The sequence below is a fragment of the Variovorax sp. GW531-E2 genome, assembly GCF_059423125.1.
The window spans coordinates 1-22,395 of the sequence record NZ_JBWKXQ010000043.1 but is presented as its reverse complement, the minus strand read 5'-3'; the positions used below and the strand labels follow the sequence as shown (position 1 = coordinate 22,395).

The 22,395-nt window shown below is 67.6% G+C and carries 20 protein-coding genes and 1 tRNA gene; 14 read left to right on the top strand and 7 right to left on the bottom strand.

What is annotated here, in order from left to right; all coding sequences use genetic code 11:
- Positions 1–77: 77 nt before the first annotated feature.
- The 7 genes from AC07XP_RS22225 to AC07XP_RS22195 all read left to right on the top strand — a co-directional run bounded on the left by AC07XP_RS22225 (position 78) and on the right by AC07XP_RS22195 (position 8,619).
- A complete protein-coding gene (locus AC07XP_RS22225; protein WP_062481035.1) occupies positions 78–2,528 on the top strand; it encodes a DNA translocase FtsK in 2,451 nt (816 codons plus the stop codon).
- A 184-nt stretch (positions 2,529–2,712) separates the two neighbouring features.
- A complete protein-coding gene (gene lolA, locus AC07XP_RS22220) occupies positions 2,713–3,354 on the top strand; it encodes an outer membrane lipoprotein periplasmic chaperone LolA (RefSeq protein WP_495265889.1) in 642 nt (213 codons plus the stop codon).
- A 26-nt stretch (positions 3,355–3,380) separates the two neighbouring features.
- The gene (locus AC07XP_RS22215; RefSeq protein ID WP_139703237.1) at positions 3,381–4,673 is read left to right on the top strand and encodes a replication-associated recombination protein A; all 1,293 of its coding nucleotides are present in this window, start codon (positions 3,381–3,383) and stop codon (positions 4,671–4,673) included.
- 228 nt (positions 4,674–4,901) lie between these two features.
- On the top strand, positions 4,902–5,831 hold the full coding sequence (locus AC07XP_RS22210) for a branched-chain amino acid ABC transporter permease (RefSeq protein ID WP_062481019.1): 930 nt from the start codon (positions 4,902–4,904) through the stop codon (positions 5,829–5,831).
- A gap of 13 nt (positions 5,832–5,844) precedes the next feature.
- Positions 5,845–7,053, top strand: coding sequence for a branched-chain amino acid ABC transporter permease (locus AC07XP_RS22205; protein WP_062481017.1), 1,209 nt, complete (start codon positions 5,845–5,847; stop codon positions 7,051–7,053).
- A 17-nt stretch (positions 7,054–7,070) separates the two neighbouring features.
- The gene (locus AC07XP_RS22200) at positions 7,071–7,844 is read left to right on the top strand and encodes an ABC transporter ATP-binding protein (RefSeq protein WP_056572293.1); all 774 of its coding nucleotides are present in this window, start codon (positions 7,071–7,073) and stop codon (positions 7,842–7,844) included.
- 1 nt (position 7,845) lies between these two features.
- Entirely contained in the window at positions 7,846–8,619 is a 774-nt protein-coding gene (locus tag AC07XP_RS22195; protein WP_307694906.1) for an ABC transporter ATP-binding protein, read from the top strand.
- Positions 8,620–8,683: 64 nt separating this feature from the next.
- Here AC07XP_RS22195 and AC07XP_RS22190 read toward each other — a convergent pair whose 3' ends face one another.
- Entirely contained in the window at positions 8,684–9,142 is a 459-nt protein-coding gene (locus AC07XP_RS22190) for a (2Fe-2S)-binding protein (protein ID WP_056572291.1), read from the bottom strand.
- Between the two features lie 11 nt (positions 9,143–9,153).
- On the bottom strand, positions 9,154–11,349 hold the full coding sequence (locus AC07XP_RS22185) for a xanthine dehydrogenase family protein molybdopterin-binding subunit (RefSeq protein ID WP_495265888.1): 2,196 nt from the start codon (positions 11,347–11,349) through the stop codon (positions 9,154–9,156).
- 155 nt (positions 11,350–11,504) lie between these two features.
- On the opposite strand from AC07XP_RS22185, the gene AC07XP_RS22180 reads away from it, so the two are divergent.
- Entirely contained in the window at positions 11,505–12,281 is a 777-nt protein-coding gene (locus AC07XP_RS22180) for a Crp/Fnr family transcriptional regulator (RefSeq protein WP_095746547.1), read from the top strand.
- Here the strand turns inward: AC07XP_RS22180 and AC07XP_RS22175 are convergent.
- Positions 12,253–13,230, bottom strand: a complete 978-nt coding sequence (locus AC07XP_RS22175) for a Bug family tripartite tricarboxylate transporter substrate binding protein (RefSeq protein ID WP_495265887.1) — start codon at positions 13,228–13,230, stop codon at positions 12,253–12,255. The genes AC07XP_RS22180 and AC07XP_RS22175 overlap by 29 nt on opposite strands.
- A 37-nt stretch (positions 13,231–13,267) precedes the next feature.
- On the bottom strand, positions 13,268–14,332 hold the full coding sequence (locus AC07XP_RS22170) for a CDP-6-deoxy-delta-3,4-glucoseen reductase (protein ID WP_095746545.1): 1,065 nt from the start codon (positions 14,330–14,332) through the stop codon (positions 13,268–13,270).
- A gap of 75 nt (positions 14,333–14,407) precedes the next feature.
- Between AC07XP_RS22170 and AC07XP_RS22165 the strand changes: the two genes are divergently transcribed.
- The 3 genes from AC07XP_RS22165 (at position 14,408) to AC07XP_RS22155 (ending at position 16,314) form a co-directional block, all read left to right on the top strand.
- Complete coding sequence (locus AC07XP_RS22165) at positions 14,408–15,343, top strand: SDR family oxidoreductase (protein WP_369646010.1); 936 nt, start codon at positions 14,408–14,410, stop codon at positions 15,341–15,343.
- Between the two features lie 13 nt (positions 15,344–15,356).
- On the top strand, positions 15,357–15,779 hold the full coding sequence (locus AC07XP_RS22160; RefSeq protein ID WP_495265886.1) for a RidA family protein: 423 nt from the start codon (positions 15,357–15,359) through the stop codon (positions 15,777–15,779).
- An 85-nt stretch (positions 15,780–15,864) separates the two neighbouring features.
- Positions 15,865–16,314, top strand: coding sequence for a hypothetical protein (locus tag AC07XP_RS22155; RefSeq protein ID WP_495265885.1), 450 nt, complete (start codon positions 15,865–15,867; stop codon positions 16,312–16,314).
- A gap of 104 nt (positions 16,315–16,418) precedes the next feature.
- On the opposite strand, the gene AC07XP_RS22150 is transcribed toward AC07XP_RS22155, so the two are convergent.
- A tRNA-Leu gene (locus AC07XP_RS22150) sits at positions 16,419–16,503 on the bottom strand.
- A gap of 41 nt (positions 16,504–16,544) precedes the next feature.
- On the opposite strand from AC07XP_RS22150, the gene cysM reads away from it, so the two are divergent.
- The 3 genes from cysM (at position 16,545) to AC07XP_RS22135 (ending at position 18,306) form a co-directional block, all read left to right on the top strand.
- Entirely contained in the window at positions 16,545–17,447 is a 903-nt protein-coding gene (gene cysM, locus AC07XP_RS22145) for a cysteine synthase CysM (RefSeq protein WP_495265884.1), read from the top strand.
- Between the two features lie 66 nt (positions 17,448–17,513).
- The gene (locus tag AC07XP_RS22140) at positions 17,514–18,089 is read left to right on the top strand and encodes an NUDIX domain-containing protein (protein WP_056572274.1); all 576 of its coding nucleotides are present in this window, start codon (positions 17,514–17,516) and stop codon (positions 18,087–18,089) included.
- Positions 18,079–18,306, top strand: a complete 228-nt coding sequence (locus AC07XP_RS22135) for a sulfurtransferase TusA family protein (protein WP_056572272.1) — start codon at positions 18,079–18,081, stop codon at positions 18,304–18,306. Before AC07XP_RS22140 ends, AC07XP_RS22135 begins: the two co-directional genes overlap by 11 nt.
- Positions 18,307–18,372: 66 nt before the next feature.
- Here the strand turns inward: AC07XP_RS22135 and galU are convergent, their stop codons facing one another.
- On the bottom strand, positions 18,373–19,266 hold the full coding sequence (gene galU / locus AC07XP_RS22130) for a UTP--glucose-1-phosphate uridylyltransferase GalU (RefSeq protein WP_139703203.1): 894 nt from the start codon (positions 19,264–19,266) through the stop codon (positions 18,373–18,375).
- 101 nt (positions 19,267–19,367) lie between these two features.
- A complete protein-coding gene (locus AC07XP_RS22125; RefSeq protein WP_495265883.1) occupies positions 19,368–22,238 on the bottom strand; it encodes a valine--tRNA ligase in 2,871 nt (956 codons plus the stop codon).
- Between the last annotated feature and the right edge of the window lie 157 nt (positions 22,239–22,395).

Genomic DNA, 22,395 nt, shown 5'->3' with positions numbered 1-22,395 from the left:
TTCGGCGTCCACGGCCTTTTGTTGTAGTGTTCGGGGCGGCCGGCCTGCGTTTTTTCGGGCCGGGCGCCGTGCTTTTCATGACCTATTCGCTCCATACGCTTCAATCGTCCTCCTCTTCTTCCGCTGCCGAAGGGCAACCCGTGCGCCTGCGCGCCCTGCGCTTCGCCCACGAAATCACCCTGATCGCCGGGTTCGCAGCCCTCCTGTTCTGGCTGCTGGCGATGCTGAGTTTCACCCCGTCCGATGCCGCCTGGTCGACCTCGGGCACGGGCGGTGAGATCAAGAACTGGGGCGGCCGCATCGGCGCCTGGCTGGCCGATGGCAGCTACTTCCTTGCCGGCTATTCCGTCTGGTGGTGCCTCGCGGCCGGTTTGCGTGCGTGGCTCTCGTCGCTGGCCGGCTGGCTGCGCGGCGGCGAACCGACGCCGGCGGTCGAACAGCCCCCGCGCGGCCGCTTCAATCGCAGCCGTCTCGCTTTCTGGTTCGGCCTGGTCCTGCTGCTGTGCGCCAGCGCGGTGCTCGAATGGTCGCGCCTGTACCGACTCGAATCGCACCTCCCGGGTTCGGGCGGCGGCGCCCTCGGCTACCTCGTGGGGCCGGCGAGCGTGCGCTGGCTGGGCTTCACGGGTTCGGCGCTGGTCGCCATCGCCGGCGGCGTGATCGGCTCGGCGCTGGTGTTCCGTTTCTCCTGGAGCCTGATCGCCGAGCGCATCGGTGCCCGTGCGTACTCGCTGTTCGAGTCGCGCCGTGAAAAGCGCGAAATGGCCGCCGACATTGCCATGGGCAAGCAGGCCGCGCGCGAACGCGCCGGCGACGAGGAGGAGCTGGCGCCCGCGCCGCGCGCCAAGAAAATGCGCCCCAGCAAGGAGGCCGCGTTCGGCGACGCCGGCCCTCTCGAGCCGAGCTTCGACGACGAAGAGGAAGAAGTCGCGCCCAAGCGCCGCCCCGCATCGCCGCCCGTGCAGATCGAGCCCGCGATGACCGAGGTCCCCCGCAGCGACCGCGTCGTCAAGGAGCGCCAGAAGCCGCTCTTCAAGGAACTGCCCGACAGCAAGCTGCCGCAGGTCGACCTGCTCGACGCCGCGCTGGTGCGCCAGGAAACGGTGTCCTCCGACACGCTCGAGATGACCTCGCGCATGATCGAGAAGAAGCTCAAGGACTTCGGCGTCGAGGTGCGCGTGGTGCTCGCCTCGCCCGGCCCCGTCATCACGCGCTACGAGATCGAGCCCGCCACCGGCGTCAAGGGCTCGCAGATCCTGGGCCTCGCCAAGGACCTGGCGCGTTCGCTCTCGCTGGTGTCGATCCGCGTGGTCGAGACCATCCCGGGCAAGAACTACATGGCGCTCGAACTGCCGAACGCCAAGCGCCAGTCGATCAAGCTCAGCGAAATCCTGGGCTCGCAGGTCTACAACGAGGGCAAGTCGATGCTCACGATGGGCCTGGGCAAGGACATCATCGGCAACCCCGTGGTGGCCGACCTCGCGAAGATGCCGCACGTGCTGGTGGCCGGTACCACCGGTTCGGGCAAGTCGGTCGGTATCAACGCGATGATTCTTTCGTTGCTCTACAAGGCCGAGGCACGCGACGTCCGCCTGCTCATGATCGACCCGAAGATGCTCGAAATGTCGGTCTACGAAGGAATCCCGCACCTGCTGGCGCCCGTGGTCACCGACATGCGCCAGGCGGCGCACGGCCTGAACTGGTGCGTGGCCGAGATGGAGCGCCGCTACAAGCTCATGAGCAAGCTCGGCGTGCGCAACCTGGCCGGCTACAACACCAAGATCGACGAAGCCAAGGCGCGCGAGGAGTTCATCTACAACCCCTTCAGCCTTACGCCGGACGATCCGGAACCGCTGAAGCGCGAGCCGCACATCGTGGTCATCATCGACGAGCTGGCCGACCTGATGATGGTGGTCGGCAAGAAGATCGAAGAGCTGATTGCCCGCCTTGCGCAAAAGGCCCGCGCCGCCGGCATCCACCTGATCCTGGCCACGCAGCGTCCCAGCGTCGACGTGATCACCGGCCTCATCAAGGCCAACATCCCCACGCGCATCGCGTTCTCGGTGGGCTCCAAGATCGACAGCCGCACCATCCTCGACCAGATGGGCGCCGAGGCGCTGCTGGGCATGGGCGACATGCTCTACATGGCCAGCGGCACCGGCCTGCCGATCCGCGTGCATGGTGCCTTCGTGAGCGACGAGGAAGTGCACCGCGTGGTGGCCTACCTCAAGAGCCAGGGCGAGCCCGACTACATCGAGGGCGTGCTCGAAGGCGGCACGGTCGATGGCGACGGTGACGGCGACCTGCTCGGCGGCGGCGACGGCGAAAAAGACCCGATGTACGACCAGGCGGTCGAGGTCGTGCTCAAGAACCGCAAGGCCAGCATCTCGCTGGTGCAGCGCCACCTGAAGATCGGCTACAACCGCGCCGCGCGCCTGGTCGAGGACATGGAAAAGGCCGGCCTCGTGAGCGCCATGAGCGGCAGCGGCCAGCGCGAGATCCTCGTGCCCGCGCGCCAGGCGGAGTGACCCGCCGGCGCACCATCGACGACGACCCCCATCACCACCGCGCCAGGACTGGTTACGTGCTGAGAGGCAATTTGCAAACGCGCACCGGCGCTGCTGCAAATCTTCATGAAAGCCTACAGAAGCCGGCACCTGCGGCGGGTAGTGTCGATGGGCATCGCAGCAACGTTTTTCCGAGGAACCTCCCATGAAGAAAACCCGCCTCTGGCTGTTGGCCGGCCTGATCTGCACGGTGGCCGGCAGTGCCTGGGCCGACGGGCTCGAAAGCCTCGAAGCCTTCGTGAAGACGGTCAAGTCCGGCCGTGCCGAGTTCACCCAGACCGTGACGGCCCCGCCGCGCGAGGGCCAGCCGGGCCGCGCGAAGACGTCGACCGGCACCTTCGAATTCCATCGCCCCGGCAAATTCAAGTTCGACTATCGCAAGCCCTTCGCCCAGAGCATCGTGGCCGACGGCAAGACGCTGTGGCTCTACGACGCCGACCTGAACCAGGTCACGCAGCGCACCCAGGCGCAGGCGCTGGGTTCGACGCCCGCCGCGCTGATTGCTTCCGCCGCCGACCTGCGCGCCCTGCAGGCCGATTTCGCGCTGGAGGCCGCGCCCGAGCGCGACGGCCTGCAGTGGGTCAAGGCCACGCCGAAGAACAAGGACGGCCAGCTGCAGAGCGTGATGGTCGGCTTCCAGGGTGACGCGCTCGCGGCCCTCGAGATCCTGGACAGCTTCGGCCAGCGCTCGGCGCTCAAGTTCAGCAAGGTCGAGGTGAACCCGGCCTTGCCCGCCAGCACCTTCGAGTTCAAGGCGCCCGCGGGCGCCGACGTGCTCAAGCAGTAATCACCCTCAGCAGGACAGTCCCCCGTTTGGCCCCGCGCACCCACCAGCCCCTCGCCGAGCGCCTGCGTCCCAAGACGCTCGGCGAAGTGATCGGCCAGCAGCACCTGCTCGGTCCGGGCATGTCGCTGCGCATCGCCTTCGAGTCGGGCCAGCCGCACTCCTGCATCCTCTGGGGCCCGCCGGGTACCGGCAAGACGACCATCGCGCGGCTCATGGCCGACGCCTTCGACGCGCAGTTCCTGAGCATCAGCGCGGTGCTGGGCGGCGTGAAGGACATCCGCGAGGCGGTCGAGCAGGCCACCGCCGCGCGCGACGGGCTCACGCAGCAGCGCACCATCGTCTTCGTGGACGAGGTGCACCGCTTCAACAAGAGCCAGCAGGACGCGTTCCTGCCGCACGTCGAGTCGGGCCTGTTCACCTTCATCGGCGCGACCACCGAGAACCCGTCGTTCGAAGTCAATTCGGCCTTGCTGTCGCGGGCGGCGGTGTACGTGCTGCAGTCGCTCAACGAAGGCGACCTGAAGCAGATCGTCGCCAAGGCGCAAGCGATCCAGGCGGTTCCGGCCATCGACGAGGCGGCCATCGACCGCCTGGTCGCCTACGCGGACGGCGACGCGCGCCGCCTGCTCAACACGCTCGAGACCCTGGCCGTTGCAGCCGGCGCCGAGAAGCTCACGAACATCACCGACGAGTGGCTGCTGCGCGTGCTCGGCGAGCGCATGCGCCGCTACGACAAGGGTGGCGAGCAGTTCTACGACACCATCAGCGCGCTGCACAAATCGGTGCGCGGCAGCGACCCCGACGCCGCACTCTACTGGTTCGTGCGCATGCTCGACGGCGGCGCCGACCCGCGCTACATGGCGCGCCGCCTGGTGCGCATGGCCAGCGAAGACATCGGCCTGGCCGACCCGCGTGCGCTGCGCCTGGCGCTCGATGCGGCCGAGGTCTACGAGCGCCTGGGTACCCCCGAAGGCGAGCTGGCACTGGCGGAATGCGTGGTCTACCTGGCCATCGCACCCAAGTCGAATGCGGTCTACAAGGCCTACAACGCGGTGCGCGCGCTGGTGAAGAAAGACAGCACGCGCCCGGTGCCGATGCACCTGCGCAATGCGCCGACCAAGCTCATGAAGGAGCTCGACTACGGCAAGGGGTACCGCTACGCGCACGACGAGGAGGGCGGTTTCGCCGCCGGCGAGCGCTACCTGCCCGAGGGGCTGGAAGGCCAGGTTTTCTACGAACCGGTCGAACGCGGGCTCGAAATCCGCATCGCGGAAAAGCTGCGCGAACTGCGTCGCCTCAACACAAATTCAGATCGCTGATACAGGTTTGCGCATCTGCATGACTTCACGCGCATACAGCATGAAGTGAGCGGGTAAACCCCGGTCATCCCGCCCCAAAACAGCGCCGGGGCGTGTCTACAATCCCGCCCACCAAATCTGCCGGCGACACATGTTGGCTGGTTTTTTGCTTGTCAAGCCAGTGGCGCCAAACCGGTGCCTCGGTAGGTGAATGGCACCCGCAAGGTGCAACACATAGGGAATCGCGTTATGGAAATATTGCTGCAGCAGATCATCAACGGTCTGGTTCTCGGCAGCATGTATGCCTTGATAGCCTTGGGCTACACCATGGTGTACGGCATCATCAATCTGATCAATTTTGCGCACGGTGAAGTGCTGATGGTGGGGGCGCTCACAAGCTGGACCATCATCGGGCTCATGAAGGACGGAATGCCCAACACACCGGGCTGGCTGATCCTCTTCGTTGCGCTGATCATTGCCTGCGTCGTCGCGGCAAGCCTCAACTTCGTGATCGAGAAAGTGGCCTACCGGCCGCTGCGCAACAGCCCCAAGCTCGCACCGCTCATCACCGCCATCGGCGTGTCGATCCTGCTGCAGACGCTGGCCATGATCATCTGGAAGCCCACCAACAAGGCGTATCCCAACCTCCTGCCGACCGACCCCATCCACGTGGGCGGCGCCGTGATCTCTCCGACGCAGGTCATGATCCTCAGCGTCACGGCGTTCTCGCTCGTGATCCTGATGTGGCTGGTCAACTACACCAAGCTCGGCCGCGCGATGCGCGCCACCGCCGAGAACCCGCGCGTCGCGGCGCTCATGGGCATCCGGCCCGACATGGTCATCTCGGCCACCTTCATCATCGGCGCCGTGCTCGCGGCCATCGCCGGCGTGATGTACGCCTCCAACTACGGCATCGCGCAACACGCGATGGGCTTCCTGCCCGGCCTCAAGGCCTTCACCGCGGCCGTGTTCGGCGGCATTGGCAACCTGGCCGGCGCGGTGGTCGGCGGCATTCTGCTCGGCCTCATCGAGGCCATCGGCTCCGGCTACATCGGCACCCTCACGGGTGGCGTGCTGGGCAGCAACTACAGCGACATCTTCGCTTTCATCGTGCTGATCGTGATGCTCACGCTGCGGCCTTCGGGTCTGCTCGGCGAGCGCGTGGCGGACCGGGCCTGAGGAGCAGCACACTATGAAGAACAGCAAGAACCTCGCGCTCTACATCCTCGGCGTGGTCGCCGTGCTGGCGCTGCCCATCCTGTTGCAGACCCAGGGCAACGCCTGGGTGCGCATCGCCGACATCGCATTGCTCTACGTGATGCTCGCGCTCGGCCTGAACATCGTGGTCGGCTATGCCGGCCTGCTCGACCTGGGCTATGTGGCCTTCTTTGCGGTCGGCGCGTACCTCTACGCGCTGATGGGTTCGTCGCACCTCTCGGACACCTTTCCGTGGTTCAAGGCGATGTTCCCGAACGGGCTGCACACCTCGCTCCTGATCGTGGTTCCACTCGCGCTGGTGGTGGCCGGGGTGCTCGGCGCGATGCTGGGGGCGCCCACGCTGAAGCTGCGCGGCGACTACCTCGCGATCGTCACGCTCGGCTTCGGTGAAATCATCCGGGTGTTCCTGAACAACCTGGACCAGCCGATCAACATCACCAACGGGCCGAAGGGCATCACGGCGATCGACTCCATCAAGTTCTGGGGTCTCGACCTCGGCAAGGCGTGGAAGTTCGACGGCTTCACGATCTCCTCGGTCACGCTGTACTACTACCTGTTCCTGGCGCTCGTGGTGGCCACCATCATCATTTCGCACCGGCTGCAGATCTCGCGCATCGGCCGCGCCTGGATGGCCATCCGCGAAGATGAAATCGCTGCCAAGGCGATGGGCATCAACACCCGCAACATGAAGCTGCTGGCCTTCGGCATGGGCGCCAGCTTCGGCGGCGTGTCGGGCGCGATGTTCGCGGCCTTCCAGGGCTTCGTGTCGCCCGAGTCCTTCAGCCTGATGGAGTCGGTGATGATCGTCGCCATGGTCGTGCTCGGCGGCCTCGGGCACCTGCCCGGCGTCATCCTGGGCGCCGTGCTGCTGGCCGCGCTGCCCGAAGTGCTGCGCTACGTGGCCGGCCCGCTGCAGGCGATGACCGACGGCCGCCTGGACGCGTCCATCCTGCGCCAGCTGTTCATCGCGCTGGCCATGATCGTCATCATGCTGATGCGCCCGCGCGGCCTGTGGCCATCGCCCGAACACGGCAAGACGCTGACCAAGAAGAACGGCGCGCCCGTCGACCCGACCCATGCGGCCGTGGCGCCCGGAACGCTCCAGACCCACGCACCGGGCATCGACAGCCCCGCTGACGAAGTGCCGGGTGCGGCATCGCGTCCCATGTCCATCAATCCGTGAGCCAAGGACACACAGACATGACGACAGACACCATCCTCGACGTTCGCGGCATCTCCAAGCGCTTCGGCGGGCTGCAGGCCCTCTCGGACGTGGGCATCACCATCAAGCGCGGCCAGGTCTACGGCCTGATCGGGCCGAACGGCGCCGGCAAGACGACCTTCTTCAACGTGATCACCGGGCTGTACACGCCCGACAGCGGCACCTTCGAGCTGGCCGGCAAGCCCTACCAGCCGACGGCCGTGCACGAAGTGGCCAAGGCCGGCATCGCGCGCACCTTCCAGAACATCCGCCTCTTCGCCGAAATGACGGCGCTCGAGAACGTGATGGTCGGGCGCCACATCCGTACGCACTCCGGCGTGTTCGGCGCCATGCTGCGCACCAAGGGCTTCAAGGCCGAAGAGGCCGCCATCGCCAAGCGCGCACAGGAGCTGCTCGACTACGTGGGCATCGGCAAGTTCGCCGACTACAAGGCGCGCACGCTGAGCTACGGCGACCAGCGCCGCCTCGAGATCGCGCGCGCCCTGGCCACCGATCCCCAGCTCATCGCGCTGGACGAGCCGGCCGCCGGCATGAACTCGACCGAGAAGGTCCTGCTGCGCGAGCTCATCGACCGCATCCGCAAGGACAACCGCACGATCCTGATCATCGAACACGACGTCAAGCTCATCATGGGCCTGTGCGACCGCGTCACCGTGCTCGACTACGGCAAGCAGATTGCCGAGGGCAACCCGGTCGAGGTACAGAAGAACGAAAAGGTGATCGAGGCCTACCTCGGCACCGGAGGACACTGAGATGAGCACCGCAGAAGCAACGATGGCAACCGCGACGGCACCGGCCGCCGCCAAGGCCGCAGGCAAGAACCTGCTCAAGGTCCGTGGCCTGAAGGTGGGCTACGGCGGCATCCAGGCCGTGAAGGGCGTGGACTTCGACGTGTTCGAGGGCGAGCTGGTCTCGCTCATCGGCTCCAACGGCGCCGGCAAGACCACCACCATGAAGGCCATCACCGGCACGCTGCCGGCCGGCGCGGGCGACATCGAGTTCCTGGGCCGCAGCATCAAGGGCCGCGGCGCCTGGGATCTGGTGGGCGAGGGCCTCGTGATGGTGCCCGAGGGCCGTGGCGTGTTCACGCGCATGACGATCACCGAGAACCTGCAGATCGGCGCCTACATCCGCAACGACAAGGCCGAGATCGCGAGCGACATGGAGCGCGTGTTCGTGACCTTCCCGCGCCTGCGCGAGCGCAAGGACCAGTTGGCCGGCACGATGTCGGGCGGCGAACAGCAGATGCTGGCCATGGGCCGCGCGCTCATGGCGCGTCCGAAGGTGCTGCTGCTCGACGAGCCCACCATGGGCCTGTCGCCGATCATGTGCGACAAGATCTTCGAGGTGGTGCAGACCGTGGCCGCGCAGGGCGTCACGATCCTGCTGGTGGAGCAGAACGCCAACCGCGCGCTGCAACTGGCCGACCGTGGCTACGTGATGGAGTCGGGCCTCATCACGATGAACGGCGACGCCAAGGAACTGCTGCGCGACCCGCGCGTGCGCGCCGCCTACCTCGGCGAGTAAGCGCCGCCAGCGCCAACCGGCCAGCACCGCAGAGCGCGGTGGCTGGCCGTTTTTTCGTCTGGTCCTATCCCATCATCGCGGCGGCGGCCTTGATCGCCTCGCGGATGCGGCCGTAGGTGCCGCAGCGGCACACGTTCTCGATGGCATCGATGTCGGCGTCCGTCGGCGTGCGCGTGCGGCGCAGCAGGTCGACCGCGGCCATGATCTGGCCCGGCTGGCAGAAGCCGCACTGCGGCACGTCCAGGTTCATCCAGGCCTGCTGCACCGGGTGCAGCGTGTTGCCGTTGGCCAGGCCTTCGATGGTCGTCACCTGGCGCCCGCGCACGTCGGACACGCGCACCGAGCAGGTCGTCACGGCCTTGCCGTCGACGTGGCAGGTGCAGGCCTTGCACACGTTGATGCCGCAGCCGTACTTCGGGCCGGTGATGCCGAGCTTGTCACGCAGCACCCACAGCAGCGCCAGGTCGTCGGGCGCCTCGACGTCCACGTTCTGGCCGTTCACCTTGAAAGATTGCACAGGCATGGCGGGTCTCCTCAGGCGGGGATCGGAACGTTGACGGGCGTGGGCAGCTTGCCCGGCGGGATCGGCGTGAAGTCGACCGGGAAGTTCAGCGGGAAGCTGCGCGGCTTGATGCCGGTGGCGCGCCCATAGGCGTTGGCGATGGCGCCCGAGCTCGCCGACAGGCCGACCTCGCCCAGGCCGCCGATGGCCTCGCCGCTGGCCGGCATGATGATGATCTTCACGTCCTTCGGGTAGTGCTTCATGCGCGAGAAGTGGTACTGCGAGTAGCTGCCCTCCAGCGGCAGGCCGTTCTGGATGTGCAGCCCCGCCGACAGCACCAGCGCGATCGATTCGCACAGGCCGCCCTGCAGCTGCGCCTCGATGCCCGAGGGGTTGATCGGCGTGCCCACGTCGATGGCGATGGTGGTGCGCACCACGCGGGCCTGCGCCGGCACGCGCGCGTCGATCTCGACGATGCAGGCCGTGAACGACTTCGACTCCTGGTGCACGCCCACGCCCTGCGCAAAGCCCGCCGGCATCGCCTTGCCCCATTGCGCGGCCTCTGCCACCGCCTTCAGCACCGCGCGGGCGCGCGGCAGGCGCAGGTACTCGAGCCGGAAGGCGACCGGGTCCTTGCGCGCGGCGCGGGCCATCTCGTCGACCAGGATCTCTTCCACCAGCCGCGCGGGCTGGATGTGCACCGAGCGGTAGGAGCAGGTGTTCATGTCCATCGGCACCGGCGTCAGCAGCTTGGTCGTGACGCCGAAGTTGTAGGGCGAGGTCACCATGGTCTTGAACATGACCTGCTCGATCGCGAAGTTGCCCACCGTCTGCGGGAAGGCGTTGGGCAGCGCGATGGCGGCGGCCTCGAGCATGTTGCCGAAGCCGTGGCGCGTGTCCAGGCGCACGCTGGCGATGCGCTGCTCGAAGGCGATGACCTGGCCCAGCAGCATCGTGGCGCGCGCCTTCTGGTAGATCGGCGGGCGGATGCGCGTGTGGCGCATGTCGTCGGTGCGGTGGTACATCAGGCGGCAGGGGCGCCCCAGCGCCTTCGACACCTGGATCGCCTGCAGCACCGGGTCCCAGAACAGGCGCCGCCCGAAGGAGCCGCCCGACGGCACCGCATGCACGACGACCTTGTTCAGCGGCAGGCCCAGCTCGGCGGCCACCGCCTGCTGGGTGACGATGGGGCTCTGCAGCCCGGCCCAGATCTCGGCGCGATCCGCTCGCACATCGGCAATCGCGCATTCGACTTCCATCGGGCAGTGCGCGGCCGGCGCGAACTCGAACTCGGCCTCGACCGTCAGCGCGCCCAGCGGCGGCAGCGCAAAGGGCAGCAGCGACGACTTCAGCTTGCGCATGATGGTGGCGTTCGACTCGCCGTCGAGCGGCCCCGCGGCCCAGGTCACGTCGAGCGCGTTCACCGCGGCCCAGGCCTGGCCGAAGGTCTCGGCCATCACCGCCACGCCGGGTGGCGTCGGCGTGATGCCGTTGGTGGCGGGAATCGGCACCACGCCGATCACGCCCGGCATGCCCATCACGGTGTTCAGGTTGTTGATGCCGACGAACTTGCCGTTGATGGTCGGCGGGCGCCGCACCATCGTCGGCTTGGCATTGGGCACTGCCTGGTCGAGCGTGAACTTCTTGCGCCCGGTGACGATGTCCAGCGCATCGAGCCGCGTCACGCGCTGCCCGACCACCGAAGGCGTGGAGCCCGAGAGCAGGCCGCCGAGGCCGCCCAGCAGCGGCATGCCCGCGTGCATCGAGCGCACGCTCGACGAGCCGCCCGTGAGCTGGTTCCAGATCAGCTCGGGGCTCGCGTCGGCCGACGTGACTTCGATGGCGCTCAGCGGCAGGCGCAGCTTGTCGGCCAGCATCATGGCGCTGGCGGTGGCGATGCCCTGGCCCACTTCGAGGCGCGGCAGCGCCAGGCGCACGCGGCCGTCGCCGGTGTTCGTCACCTTCACGAGCGGCATGGTCGGCAGCGACGTCAGCGTGACCGCGTCGCCGATGTCGATCAGGTCGGTGGTGTCGGGCGGGGTCATGGGCAACAGCGCGGCCACCGCGGAGGCGGGCGCCGTGAGGGCACCGAGCCCGGCGATGCCGGCCGCCGCCGATGCCAGCGGCGCGGCCGTGGCGTAGCCCAGCACGTCGCGCCGGCGCAGGCCGCGCGCATCCCCGCCGTCGGGTCCGCGCGCGGGGCGCGGGTCCTTGTTCGAACGCTTCATCGTTGTCTCCTTGTTGTTTGGCGAACGCGGATGACTGTGGCACCATCGCCGCGCCGAAGATGTCGTTGCAACGACATTTCTTACGGACCCCGCCGACCGGCGCCTGCGACGGTTCGGCCGATGCGATGTCACGAGGGACGACAGCAGGAGGCGCGATGTCGAACGCGTTGGAGAACATGCTTCGCGAGAGCCTGTGGGCGCGCGCGCTCACGGACGACGAACTCGACCGCGTCGTCCAGGAGTCGCACGAGCGCGTGGTGCCGGCCGGCGGCTTCGTCGTGCGGCGCGGCGAGCCGGCCGATCACTGGATCGGCGTGATCGACGGCCTCATGAAGATGTCGGTGTCGCTGCCCGACGGGCGCGTGTCCACCTTCACCGGCGTGACCGCCGGCGGCTGGGGCGGCGAAGGCTCGCTGCTCACCCCCGGATGCTGGCGCTACGACGGCGTGGCGCTGCGGCCCACGCGCGTGGCCTGCGTGCCGCGGCACAGCTTCGAGCGGCTGATGTCCACCAGCATCGACTTCAATCGGTTTCTGTTGTTACACATCAATGCGCGACTGAGCCTGTTCATCGGCCTCATGGAATTCGATCGCCTGCTCGGCCCCGACGCGCGCGTGGCGCGTTGCCTGGCCAGCCTGTTCGACCCCATCCTCTATCCGCGTGCCACCCGCTTCGTGCGGCTGAGCCAGGACGAGATCGGCCTCTTGTCGGCGGTGTCGCGCCAGCGTGCCAACCGCGCGCTGCATGCGCTGCAGCGCGACGGCCTGTTGCGCATCGAACATGGCGGCGTGGAAGTGCTCGACCTCGCGGGCCTGCGCACCTACCAGAGCGGGGCGGCCGAAGCGGCGGCGGCCGTGGCGGCGGCCACCGACACGCAGGCCGCAGCGCCCCTGGACGACCTCGTCAGTCCACCTTCGCCCCGGTGGCCTTGACCACCTTCTCGTACTTGGCGAGTTCGCTCTTCATGAAGCTGCCGAACTGCTCGGACGAGTTGCCGACCGGCTCGGCCAGCATCGAAGCGAAGCGCGTCTTCGTTTCCGGCGCGTTCAGCGCGGCGACGAAGGCCTGATTCAGTTTCGCGACCACCTCGGGCGGCGTGCCGGCCGGTGCGACCAGGCCCCACCACGTGTCGATCGAGAAGCCCTTGAGCGTGTCGGCCACGGGCGGCACGTCGGGCAGGGCGCTGCTGCGCTTGAGCGTCGTGACCGCGATCGCCTTCAGCTTGCCCGAGCGGATGTTCGGCGCGGCCGTGGCGAGGTTGTCGAAGTTGAAGTCGACCTGGCCCGACAGCAGCGCCAGCTGCGCCGGGTTGCCGCCGTTGTACGGAATGTGCACCGCGAAGATGCCCGCTTCCTTCTTGAACAGCTCGCCCGCCAGGTGGCCGGCGCTGCCGTTGCCGCCGCTGGCGTAGTTGAGCTTGGCCGGGTTGGCCTTGGCGTAGCGGATCAGGTCGGCCAGCGTGCGGATGTTCAGGCGGTTGGCCGTGTCGGCGTTCATCACCAGCACGTTGGGCACGCGCACCATCTGCGTGATCGGCGCGAAGTCGGTCGCGGCGTTGAACGGCATCTTGCTGTACAGCCACGGGTTCACCGCGTTCGTGGCCGTGGCCGCGATGCCGATCGTGAGGCCGTCCGCCGGCGCCTTGGCGACGAAGTCGGCGCCGATGTTGCCGCCCGCGCCGGGCTTGTTGTCGATGATGACCGGGCCGCCCAGCGTGTCCTTCACCTGCTCGGCCAGGATACGCGCCGTGTTGTCGATCGGGCCGCCGGCCGCGTAGGGAACGACGAGGCGGATCGGGCGGTGTTGTTGTGCGACCGCGTGGCTGGTGGCAAGCACCGCGGCGCCAGCGATCAGGGTTAGGAGGAAGTGTCTCGTCTTCATGTTGTTCTGCGCAAAGGAAAAGGGGGAATGCGAAGGCTCAGGGCAGGGCCTTGTCGGCTTCGGTGGTGAAGGCGTCGGCGAAGAATTCTTCTTCGGGCAGGCCCGCGAGCGCCACGTAGTCGCGCTTGGCCGAGTCGACCACGATCGGCGCGCCGCAGGCATACACCTGGTGGCCCGACAGGTCGGTGAAGTCTTCCAGCACCGCCTGGTGGACGAAGCCGGTGCGGCCGGTCCAGTTGTCTTCGGGCGTGGCGTTCGACACCACAGGCACGTAGCGCAGGTTCGGCATCGCGGCCAGCTGCTCGCGCAGCCAGGCGTCCATGTACAGGTCTTCGGGGCGGCGCCCGCCCCAGTAGAGCGCGGTGGGGCGGTCGATGCCCTTGAACTGCATGTGCTCCAGCAGCGCCTTGATGGGTGCGAAGCCCGTGCCCGAGGCCAACAGGATCATCGGCTTGTCGGAGTCTTCGCGCAGGAAGAAGCTCCCGAACGGGCCTTCGATGCGCAGGATCTCTTTTTCCTTCATCGCGCCGAAGACATGGTCGGTGAACTTGCCGCCCGGCAGGTGCCGCAGGTGCAGCTCCAGGCCCGTGCCCGGCACGGCCACCGTGTGCGGCGCGTTGGCCATCGAGTAGCTGCGGCGCGCGCCGTCGCGCAGGATGAATTCGACGTACTGGCCTGCATAGAACTGCAGCGGCTCGCCGGCCGGCAGTTGCAGGCGCAGCATCATCACGTCGTGCGACTGGCGCGTGAGCGCCATCACGCGCACCGGCATCTTGCGGATCGGCAGCGCGCCGGCCTCGGTGACCTGGCGCGACTCCAGCACCACGTCGCTCGTCGGATGGGCGCAGCAGGTCAGCACGTAGCCGGCCAGTTGCTCTTCGGCGCTCAGCGCCTTGCTCTGGTGCGGGCCGAGCGTGACCTCGCCCGACAGCTTCTTGCACTTGCAGGAACCGCAGGCGCCGTCCTTGCAGCCGTAGGGGAGGCCGATGCCCTGGCGGATGCCGGCCGCGAGGATGGTTTCGTCGCCCTGGACCACGAAGTGGCGCCCGCTGGGTTCGACGGTGATGGAAAAGCCCGCTTCGTGCGGCGCTGTAGCAGTCATCGGTATTCTTCGGGGGGTGAACTTTCCCGGCTGTGTGCGGCCGGGACAACTGAATTGAGACAGGAAACCCGGATTTTGCCTTCAATCAATAGTCCCTCCGGCGCACTGCCGGCCCGGTTCCGGCGCGAGCGCCTGCTGATCGTCGGCTGCGGCGACGTCGGCCAGCGCGTGGCGCGCAACCTGCGCGGGCGCATGCAGCTGGTGGCGCTCACGTCCTCGGCCGACCGCGTTGCGGCGCTGCGCGCGGCCGGCATCCGGCCGCTGGTGGGCAACCTGGACGACCGCGCCACCCTGCGCCGCCTGGCAGGCATCGCCACCCGCGTGGTGCACCTGGCGCCGCCCGCGCGCGAGGGCGGCGCGGCCTGGTGGCGCGACCAGCGCACCGTGTCGCTGGCGCAGGCGCTGCGGCTGCGCTCGCTGCCCTCGGCGCTGGTCTACGGCTCCACCAGCGGCGTGTACGGCGACTGCGGCGGCGCGCGCGTGAGCGAAACGCGCGGCGTGCGCCCCGACACCCCGCGCTCCCACCGGCGCGTCGATGCCGAGCGCGCCGTGCGCTGGTTCGGCCGCAGCACCGGCGTGCGCACCAGCATCCTGCGCATCCCGGGCATCTACGCGCCCGACCGCGAGAACGGCACGCCGCGCGGTCGCCTGGAACGCGGCACGCCCGTGCTGCGGCGCGAGGACGACGTCTACACCAGCCACATCCACGCCGACGACCTCGCGCGCGCCTGCGTGGCGGCGCTGTTCCGCGGCAAGCCCCAGCGCGTGGTGCACGCGTCGGACGACACCGAGCTGCGCATGGGCGACTACTTCGACCTGGCCGCCGACCTCTACGGCATGCCCCGCCCGCCGCGCGTGGCGCGCGGCGAGGCCGAGCGCCAGCTGCCGCTGCAACTGCTGAGCTTTATGGGCGAATCGCGCCGGCTCGACAACACGCGGCTCAAGCGCGAGCTGCGCGTGCGGCTCGCGCATCCGACGGTGCACACGGGCCTGCAGCCCGCAGAAGCCTGAAAGGACGCAACCCGTGAACAAACAGAGCGTGCGCATCCCCGACGACCATCCGACCTTCGGCTCGACCGCCGTCTTCGACACCTTCAAGTACGCGCCCGGCGTCAAGGCCGGCGGCCTGCTGTTCGTGGCGGGGCAGGTCGGCCTGCGTGCCGACGGCAGCGTGCCCGAGAGCGCCTCGGAACAGGCCGACTGGGCCTTCCGGCGGCTGGGCGTGGTGCTCGAAAGCGCAGGGCTCGGCTTTGCCGACCTGGTGGAGATCGTGAGCTACCACGTCGACGTCGAGCACGAACTGGCGGGCTTTCGCGAAGTGAAGGACCGCTACATCACCGAGGATTTTCCGGTGTGGACGATCCTGGGCGTGGGCGCGCTGGCGCGGCCGGCGCTGCGGGTGGAGATTCGTGCGGTGGCGGCGTTGAAGACCGCGCAAGCGGGCTGACACCGAAGCGGATGCCCAGGGGCCGGGCGTACCATGGCAGGACAGGTTCCAGATCGAACCGATCGAAGCGAAGCGGACGAAACGAATGCCCCAAACGATTGAAGCGTTGCTTGCCGATCAAGGCGCGCAGGCTGTCCTCGCCTACCTGAACGCGCGCGTGCCGCATCGGTACACCGGGATCTACAAGATCCGCGCCGACCTGGTCACGAGCCTCTACCTGCACGACAAGCAGGGCGAGCTGATCCCCGAGAACATCGCCATCGTGCCCTTCGAGGCGAGCATCTGTCCCTTTGTCCTGCGTGACGGGTGGTTCCGCACCGACGACTCGAGCGTGGACGAGCGCTTTGCCACGCATCCCGGGCGGGGCTACACCATCAGCTACCACGGCGTTCCGCTGTTGAACCCCTCGGGCGCGGTCGCCGGCACCTTGTGCCACTTCAACTTCACGGCCGTGCCGCTGCCGGACGACGAGTTCGAGCTGCTGCACCAGGCCGCCTTGTCGCTGCAGGTGAAGCTCGCCGACGTGCTTGGCTAGGGCGGGGCGCTGCCCGGCCCGAAAGGCCTCGAGGCAAAGAAAAACCCGCTGCGCCAGTGAAGCGAGCGGGTTTCTTGATGTGGGGGTGAGACGGTGTCGTCTCGTGGTGCCCGGGGCCGGAATCGAACCGGCACACCTTTCGGTGGGGGATTTTGAGTCCCCTGCGTCTACCAATTTCACCACCCGGGCACATCCGGAAGGAAGCCCAAAATTATGGCACAGTGGCTGGCATGAATTATCCGACGATCGAAGACGCCATCGGCAAGACCCCCCTGGTTGCCCTGCAACGCATCCATGCCGCGGAAAACGCCAAGCGCGGGAACGTGATCCTGGGCAAGCTCGAAGGCAACAACCCGGCGGGTTCGGTCAAGGACCGACCGGCGCTGTCGATGATCAAGCGGGCCGAGGAGCGCGGTGAAATCAAGCCCGGCGATACGCTGATCGAGGCCACCTCGGGCAACACCGGCATCGCGCTGGCGATGGCCGCGGCCATCAAGGGCTACCGCATGGTGCTGATCATGCCGGAGGACCTCTCGGTGGAACGCGCCCAGACCATGAAGGCCTTCGGTGCCGAGCTGGTGCTCACGCCCAAGAGCGGCGGCATGGAATACGCGCGCGACCTGGCCGAGCAGATGGTCGCCCAGGGCAAGGGCCGCGTGCTCGACCAGTTCGCCAACCCCGACAACCCGCGCATCCACTACGAGACCACCGGCCCCGAGATCTGGACCGATACGCAGGGCAAGATCACGCACTTCGTGAGCGCGATGGGCACCACGGGCACCATCACCGGCGTCTCGCGCTACCTGAAGGAAAAGAACCCGACGGTCCGCATCGTCGGCGCGCAGCCGGCCGAAGGCTCGCGCATTCCGGGCATCCGCAAGTGGCCGGTCGAGTACCTGCCCAAGATCTACGACCCGAGCCGCGTCGACGAGGAAATCAGCGTGAGCCAGGACGATGCCGAAGAGATGTGCCGGCGCCTGGCGCGCGAAGAGGGCATCTTCGGCGGCATTTCGGCGGCCGGCGCGCTGTGGGCGGCCATCGAGGTGTCGAAGAAGGTCGAGAACGCCACCATCGTCTTCGTGGTCTGCGACCGCGGCGACCGCTACCTGTCGACGGGCGTTTTCCCCGCCTGATTCCCTTCACACTGCGGCGGCGCCCACGGGGCGCCGTACGCCCGAGAAAAAGAACAGAGACTCCCCATGCCCCACCCCAAGTTCTGCCAGGCCTGCGCCACCCCGCTCGAATGGATCGCATTGATGGAAGACGGCGGTCCCAAGGAGCGCCTGCGCTGCCCCAACTGCGGCCACACGCACTGGAACAACCCCACGCCCGTGCTGGCGGCCATCGTCGAGTACCGCGGCCAGGTGCTGCTGGCGCGCAATGCGGCCTGGCCGGGCAAGATGTTTGCGCTCATCACCGGCTTCATGGAGGCCGGCGAGACGCCCGAGGAGGGCATCGCGCGCGAGGTCAAGGAAGAAACCAACCTGGACGTCAGCGCCGCCAAGCTCGTCGGGGCCTACGACTTCCAGCGCATGAACCAGATCATCATCGCGTACCACGTGGTGGCCGACGGCGAGGTGAAGCTCTCGCCCGAGCTGGTGGACTACCGCCTCTACGACCTGCCCGACCTGCGGTGCTGGCCCGCCGGCACCGGCTATGCGCTGGCCGACTGGCTGCGCACGCGCGGCCACGAGCCGGTGTTCTTCACCGCGGCGGAAAACGAAGAGCGTCGCCGCGGCCTGAACCTGCCGCCGGAGCCTGGCAATGCAAGTTGACCGCGAAATCGACACGCGCGGCCTCAACTGCCCGCTGCCGATCCTGAAGGCGAAGAAGTCGCTCAACGACATGGCGAGCGGCCAGCTGCTGAAGGTGGTGTCGACCGACCCGGGCTCGGTGCGCGACTTCCAGGCCTTTGCGCGCCAGACCGGCAACGAACTGGTGGCGCAGGAGACCGTGGGCAGCGACTTCATCCACGTGCTGAAGCGACGCTGACGCCAGCGACCGACCAAAGGAAAGGGGCCTCGCGGCCCCTTTCTTTTTTCAGTGCTTGGCAGCGCCTCAGAGCTTCAGGCTCTTGAGGTACTCGCGGAACTGCGCGCCCACTTCGGGGTGCGCCAGCGCCAGCTCCACCGACGCCTGCAGGAAGCCTTCCTTGCTGCCGCAGTCGTAGCGGATGCCCTTGTACGAATAGGCGTAGACCGATTCCTTCTTCATCAGCGCCGCGATGCCGTCGGTCAGCTGGATCTCGCCGCCCGCGCCCTTGGGCTGGTTGCGGATCTCGTCGAACACGCCGGGCGTGAGGATGTAGCGGCCGGCCACACCCAGGCGCGAGGGCGCGTCTTCGGGCTTGGGCTTTTCGACCATGCGGTTGACCTTCACGAGGCCGTCTTCCACGTTCTCGCCGGCCACGATGCCGTAGCGCTTGACGTGTTCCAGCGGCACCTCTTGCACGGCCAGCACCGAGGCGCCCAGGCGCGCGAAGACTTCGGTCATCTGCGCCAGCACCGGCTGGCCATCGACGGGGCCGACCATCAGGTCGTCCGCCAGCAGCACGGCGAAGGGCTCGTTGCCCACCAGGTGCTCGGCGCACAGCACCGCGTGGCCCAGGCCCAGCATGCGCGGCTGGCGCACGTAGGAGCAGGTCATGTCGTCGGGCGACACCGAACGGGCGATTTCGAGCAGCGCGTCCTTGCCGCTGGCTTCGAGCTGGCTTTCGAGCTCGTAGGCCGTGTCGTAGTGGTCTTCGATCGCGCGCTTGTTGCGCCCGGTCACAAAAATCATGTCGCGGATGCCCGCGGCATAGGCTTCTTCGACGGCGTACTGGATCAGCGGCTTGTCGACGACCGGCAGCATTTCCTTCGGCTGGGCCTTGGTGGCCGGCAGAAAGCGGGTGCCGAAGCCTGCAACAGGGAATACGGCCTTGCGGATGCGCGTCGGGGAAGAAGTGGACATGGGCAGTTCAGTGTCGTTTCAAAGAGGAAAGAAGAGGGTTGGGAGAGGATGCAGCGCAAAGCCTGCATCCGCATCCTAAGCCCCCACCCTGGCCTCGTCTGTCAGCCGAGGCGCACAAGCTGGCCGCGCAGGCGCTCCAGCGTGGCGGTGAAATCGGCCAGGCGCGTGCGCTCCTGTTCGATCACGGCGGGCGGCGCCTTGGCCACGAAGGCCTCGTTGCCGAGCTTGCCGTGCACCTTGGCGATCTCGCCCTCGATGCGTGCAATTTCCTTGCCGATGCGCAGTTTCTCGGCCGCCTTGTCGATCTCCATGTGCAGGCACAGGCGCGTCGCGCCCACCACCGCCACGGGTGCGGCTTCGGCGGCGGCCTGCCACGAGGCCTCGTCGTCGAACACCTTCACTTCCTTGAGTTTGGCCAGCGCCTGCAGCACCGGGGCCGCGTCGCGCAGGAAGGCCGCGCCCTCGGCGTCGTCGGCCACCGCGTACAGCGGCAGGCGCGTGGCGGGCGACACGTTCATCTCGCCGCGCAGCGTGCGGCAGGCGTCGACCAGCGCCTTCAGGCGCGCCACGTGCGCCTCGGCGGCTTCGTCGATCTTCTCGGGCTGGCTCTGCGGGTAGGCCGCGATCATGATCGACGCGCCTTCGCGGCCCGCGACCTTCGACACCTTCTGCCAGAGCTCTTCGGTGATGAACGGAATGATCGGGTGCGCCAGGCGCAGCAGCGCCTCGAGCACGCGGATCAGCGTGCGGCGCGTGGCGCGTTTCTGCGCCTCGTCGCCGGTCTGGATCTGCACCTTGGCGATCTCCAGGTACCAGTCGCAGAACTCGTCCCACGCGAACTGGTAGATCGCGTTGGCCACGTTGTCCAGGCGGTATTCCTCGAAGCCCTTGGCCACCTCGGCCTCGACGCGCTGCAGCTGCGAGACGATCCAGAAGTCGGCGCGGCTGAACTTCAGGTAGCCGTGCGCCTTGCCGCCGACCTGGCAGTCTTCCTTCGTGTGCTCCAGCAGGCCGCAGTCCTGGCCTTCGCAGTTCATCAGCACGAAGCGCGTGGCGTTCCACAGCTTGTTGCAGAAGTTGCGATAGCCCTCGCAGCGCTTCGAGTCGAAGTTGATGCTGCGGCCGAGCGAAGCCAGCGAAGCGAAGGTGAAGCGCAGCGCATCGGCGCCGAAGGCCGGAATGCCCTCGGGGAATTCCTTCTGCGTGTTCTTGCGCACGGCCGGTGCGGTCTCGGGCTTGCGCAGGCCTTGCGTGCGCTTGTCGAGCAGCGCGGGCAGCTCGATGCCGTCGATCAGGTCGACCGGGTCGAGCACGTTGCCTTCCGACTTGCTCATCTTCTTGCCCTGGGCGTCGCGCACCAGGCCGTGGATGTACACGTCCTTGAACGGCACCGTGCCCATGAAGTGCTTGGTCATCATGATCATCCGGGCGACCCAGAAGAAGATGATGTCGTAGCCCGTCACGAGCACGGTCGAGGGCAGGTACAGCGCCAGGTCCTGCGTCTTCTCGGGCCAGCCCAGCGACGAGAAGGGCACCAGCGCCGACGAGTACCAGGTGTCGAGCACGTCTTCGTCGCGCGTGAGCGTCTTGCCCGGCGCCTTGGCCTGCGCCTCGGCTTCGGTCTCGGCCACGTAGACCTTGCCGTCTTCGTCGTACCAGGCCGGAATCTGGTGGCCCCACCAGAGCTGGCGCGAAATCGTCCAGTCCTGGATGTTCTCCATCCAGTGGTTGTAGGTGTTGACCCAGTTCTCGGGCACGAAGCGCACCTCGCCCGACTTCACCACGTCGATGGCCTTCTGCGCGATCGACTGGCCGTCGGCGCCGGGGCGCGTCATGGCCACGTACCACTGGTCGGTGAGCATCGGCTCGACCACGGCGCCCGAGCGCGCGCAGCGCGGCACCATGAGGCGGTGTTTCTTCACCTCCACCAGCAGGCCCAGCGCCTCGAGGTCGGCCACGATGGCCTTGCGCGCCACGAAGCGGTCCATGCCGCGGTATTTTTCAGGCGCGTTGTCGTTGATGGTCGCGTCGAGCGTCAGGATGCCGATCACCTCGAGCTTGTGGCGCTGGCCGACGGCGTAGTCGTTGTAGTCGTGCGCGGGCGTGACCTTGACCACGCCGGTGCCGAACTCCTTGTCGACGTAGTCGTCGGCAATGATGGGAATCAGCCGGTCCACCAGCGGCAGCTTCACGCGCTGGCCGATCAGGTGCTTGTAGCGCTCGTCCTCGGGGTGGACCATCACGGCCGTGTCGCCGAGCATGGTCTCGGGGCGCGTGGTGGCCACCGTGAGCGTGCCGCTGCCGTCTTCCAGCGGGTAGGCGATGTGCCAGAGCGAGCCATCTTCTTCCTCGCTCTCGACTTCGAGGTCGCTCACCGAGGTCTTGAGCACCGGGTCCCAGTTGCCCAGGCGCTTGCCGCGGTAGATCAGGCCTTCTTCATACAGCTTCACGAAGGTGTGCGTGACCACCTTGGACAGGTCGTCGTCCATCGTGAAGTACTCGCGGCTCCAGTCGACCGTGTCGCCCATGCGGCGCATCTGCTCGGTGATGGTGCTGCCCGACTTTTCCTTCCACTCCCACACGCGCGCCACGAAGTTCTTGCGGCCCAGGTCGTGGCGGCTGACCTTCTGCTCCTGCAGCTGGCGCTCCACCACGATCTGGGTGGCGATGCCCGCGTGGTCGGTGCCCGGCACCCACAGCGTGTTGGCGCCCTTCATGCGGTGGTAGCGCGTGAGGCTGTCCATGATCGTCTGGTTGAACGCATGGCCCATGTGCAGCGTGCCCGTGACGTTGGGCGGCGGCAGCTGGATCGCGAACGACTCGGCGCCTTCCTTGGGCTGCTGCGTGCCGCGGAAGCCCGCCTTGGCGTAGCCGCGCTGCTCCCATTCCGGGCCCCAGTGCGCCTCGATGGCGGCGGGTTCGAACGATTTGGACAGGCTCTCGAGGCCGGGCTGGGAGGTAGGTTCGCTCATGGGGAATGCAAAACGGCACCCTCGGGTGCCGTTGGTGACAGGGTGGGATTGCCCGGGATTTTACCGGGGCGGCCCGGGGAAACCCCAGCCCCACATAATCAGCTGATGCTGTTCCTGCTTTCCCCCGCGAAGTCGCTCGACTACGACACCCCCGTCC

What these genes read in the sequence shown, in the direction of transcription:
- AC07XP_RS22225 (WP_062481035.1), top strand. Translation starts at nt 78, where the DNA reads ATGACCTATTCGCTCCATACGCTTCAATCGTCCTCCTCTTCTTCCGCT.
- lolA (WP_495265889.1), top strand. Translation starts at nt 2,713, where the DNA reads ATGAAGAAAACCCGCCTCTGGCTGTTGGCCGGCCTGATCTGCACGGTG.
- AC07XP_RS22210 (WP_062481019.1), top strand. Translation starts at nt 4,902, where the DNA reads ATGGAAATATTGCTGCAGCAGATCATCAACGGTCTGGTTCTCGGCAGC.
- AC07XP_RS22205 (WP_062481017.1), top strand. Translation starts at nt 5,845, where the DNA reads ATGAAGAACAGCAAGAACCTCGCGCTCTACATCCTCGGCGTGGTCGCC.
- AC07XP_RS22200 (WP_056572293.1), top strand. Translation starts at nt 7,071, where the DNA reads ATGACGACAGACACCATCCTCGACGTTCGCGGCATCTCCAAGCGCTTC.
- AC07XP_RS22195 (WP_307694906.1), top strand. Translation starts at nt 7,846, where the DNA reads ATGAGCACCGCAGAAGCAACGATGGCAACCGCGACGGCACCGGCCGCC.
- AC07XP_RS22190 (WP_056572291.1), bottom strand. Translation starts at nt 9,142, where the DNA reads ATGCCTGTGCAATCTTTCAAGGTGAACGGCCAGAACGTGGACGTCGAG.
- AC07XP_RS22185 (WP_495265888.1), bottom strand. Translation starts at nt 11,349, where the DNA reads ATGAAGCGTTCGAACAAGGACCCGCGCCCCGCGCGCGGACCCGACGGC.
- AC07XP_RS22180 (WP_095746547.1), top strand. Translation starts at nt 11,505, where the DNA reads ATGTCGAACGCGTTGGAGAACATGCTTCGCGAGAGCCTGTGGGCGCGC.
- AC07XP_RS22175 (WP_495265887.1), bottom strand. Translation starts at nt 13,230, where the DNA reads ATGAAGACGAGACACTTCCTCCTAACCCTGATCGCTGGCGCCGCGGTG.
- AC07XP_RS22170 (WP_095746545.1), bottom strand. Translation starts at nt 14,332, where the DNA reads ATGACTGCTACAGCGCCGCACGAAGCGGGCTTTTCCATCACCGTCGAA.
- AC07XP_RS22155 (WP_495265885.1), top strand. Translation starts at nt 15,865, where the DNA reads ATGCCCCAAACGATTGAAGCGTTGCTTGCCGATCAAGGCGCGCAGGCT.
- cysM (WP_495265884.1), top strand. Translation starts at nt 16,545, where the DNA reads ATGAATTATCCGACGATCGAAGACGCCATCGGCAAGACCCCCCTGGTT.
- AC07XP_RS22140 (WP_056572274.1), top strand. Translation starts at nt 17,514, where the DNA reads ATGCCCCACCCCAAGTTCTGCCAGGCCTGCGCCACCCCGCTCGAATGG.
- AC07XP_RS22135 (WP_056572272.1), top strand. Translation starts at nt 18,079, where the DNA reads ATGCAAGTTGACCGCGAAATCGACACGCGCGGCCTCAACTGCCCGCTG.
- galU (WP_139703203.1), bottom strand. Translation starts at nt 19,266, where the DNA reads ATGTCCACTTCTTCCCCGACGCGCATCCGCAAGGCCGTATTCCCTGTT.
- AC07XP_RS22125 (WP_495265883.1), bottom strand. Translation starts at nt 22,238, where the DNA reads ATGAGCGAACCTACCTCCCAGCCCGGCCTCGAGAGCCTGTCCAAATCG.